General features: G+C 66.8%; 3 protein-coding genes. All 3 read left to right on the top strand.

What is annotated here, in order from left to right; genetic code table 11:
* Positions 1-136 precede the first annotated feature (136 nt).
* Positions 137-415: a type II toxin-antitoxin system Phd/YefM family antitoxin gene (locus U9980_RS20225; protein WP_322769355.1), complete on the top strand. Its 279-nt coding sequence runs from the start codon at positions 137-139 to the stop codon at positions 413-415.
* On the top strand, positions 412-675 hold the full coding sequence (locus U9980_RS20220) for a type II toxin-antitoxin system RelE/ParE family toxin (protein ID WP_322769354.1): 264 nt from the start codon (positions 412-414) through the stop codon (positions 673-675). The genes U9980_RS20225 and U9980_RS20220 overlap by 4 nt, the downstream gene beginning before the upstream one ends.
* Before the next feature lie 768 nt (positions 676-1,443).
* Positions 1,444-2,028 (top strand): DUF222 domain-containing protein (locus U9980_RS20215; protein WP_322769353.1); only part of this gene is annotated, 585 nt, incomplete at its 3' end.

The following is a 2,028-nucleotide window of genomic DNA, read 5'->3' as shown; positions in this document are numbered from 1 at the left end:
CTGGAACGCGAACTCGGGATCGGCTCCGGCGACCTCATGGAGTGAGCGCCGACGCGATCGTCAGACCATCGGCGAACACCGCCGCGATCGGATCCAATCATAGATCATGTTGTACACTTCGACCATGGTTGCACCGATGCACAATACTGACCTTCACGCCTCGGACGTTGAGATTGGTATCGCCGAAGCACGCTCCCGCCTGGGCGAGCTGGTCAACCGTGTCCAGGAGGGAAACGTCGTCTACCTCACCCGCAACGGCACGCCGACCGCAGCGATCCTGCCCATCGACGAGCTTCGCCGCCTCGTCGAAGCCGAGGAAGAACTGGAGGACCTCCGCGCCGTCCTCGCCGCGGACCGCGAATACCGCGAAACAGTTTCCTGGGACGGCCTACAGGCCGAGCTCGACCGACCGTGACCTACAAGATCGAGTGGTCAACGGCCGCCGCCCGCCAGTTCCGCCGGCTGCCCCCACAGGTCCAACAACGCTTACGCCCGGCCATCAACCGACTCGTCGACGACCCCAGACCGTCCGGCACCACAACGCTCGAGGGTCGCCCGGGAACGTTTCGAATCAGGGTCGCCGACTATCGCGTGATCTACGAAGTGCAGGATGACGTCCTTGTTGTCCTCGTCGTTCGCGTTGCACACCGCCGCGAGGTCTACCGCCGGATCTGACGCCCCAAGGTTACCCAACCTCACCCTGAACGGACATTGTCATATCACGGCCATGGCGTCCTGGTCGGCACGTGGACGCTGGTCCTACGGCGGCTACGAAAAATGATCAAAGTGTCGACGGCCGCACCGGACGTCCGCTCACCCCCAGCAGTCATCTGGGGCACATCTCCGGTCGTCGGCTTCCTCGGCCTGCTCCTGCAGGACGCGGCATCGGCCTCGGGCCCGACTGCATCGGGCGCCCCCACCAACTGCAGCACCTACGGCGGGATGACCGCGGGGCGACCACGCTTGGAGCACTTGCCCTCGCCGCTGCCAGCGTTCCCGCGACCGTCCTCACCCAATACCTCCTATTTCGGAGGCACCGCTCAAACGTTTCGTGACCAATTACAGCGTTTGTGACCGATTGCAGCCTTTATGGCGCGGGTGGCATCAGCCCGAATTTTTCCCAGGGCGACGAGTGTCAAGGGACAGACGAGGTCGCCCTCGTGACCCTTGAGGGCTGCGGCTGTCAGGCCGCTGCGTTCCACGTCTGCGGGACGCCAGCCAGAGCGGTCCGGACGATGCGGTGCCGATCAGTGCGGTGCGGTGCGGGATGCCCGTGGCCCGTGGCCCGTGGCCCGTGGCCTGGACGTCTGGCGCGTAGGGCAGTGTTGGACGTCTTTCTAGATGCAGACGGGCGTGGGTGGATCCAGCGGCGGTCGGGCTAACACGTGCATTTCGTACGAACAAATGTTCGACTTTGGGGGCATTTCGGGTTATCGTTGATCTATGCAGAGCGCCGCCGCCACCGCCGGCCCGGGCCGGGAGCATCCGCTGCTCACCGGGCTGGACGCGGTCGCCACCGGCGTGGACGCCCTGGCGCAGGCGACAGTCTGGTCGCTGTCGGATGCCGACCTGCTCGCCGCATTGGAAGATGGCGAACGGCTGCTGGCCACGGTGGCGGCGGTGCGGCTGCGGCTGGTCCGGGAAGCCGACGGACGGGATCTCGCCGCCGGCCAGGGTGCGACCAGCACCGCCGCGCTGCTACGACACCGGCTGCGCCTACGCCCCGGCGACGCCCGGATGCTCGTCGAGCTCGCCGCCGCCCTGGACGGGCCGCAGGCCGCGACCGGGCAGGCGTTGACCGCCGGGATCATCTCCGCCGAACAGGCGTGGGCGATCGTCCGGACGATCCGCGGGCTACCGGTGGGTACCCCGACGGCGACCGTCAGGGACGCGCAGACGTTCCTGCTCACCCAAGCCGAGGTGTTCGACCCGGCGGAACTCACCCGCCTCGGCGCATTTCTGATCACCCAGCTCGCCGATCAGGACCCGACACCGAAACCGAAGAAAGATCCCGCCGACGTGCGGGAG

Origin of the sequence: Protofrankia sp. Cr1, from assembly GCF_963555865.1 — a bacterium.
Taxonomy (GTDB): Bacteria; Actinomycetota; Actinomycetes; order Frankiales; family Frankiaceae; genus Protofrankia.
The sequence above is the reverse complement of the archived record's forward strand: the minus strand, read 5'-3'. Positions and strand labels throughout refer to the sequence as shown.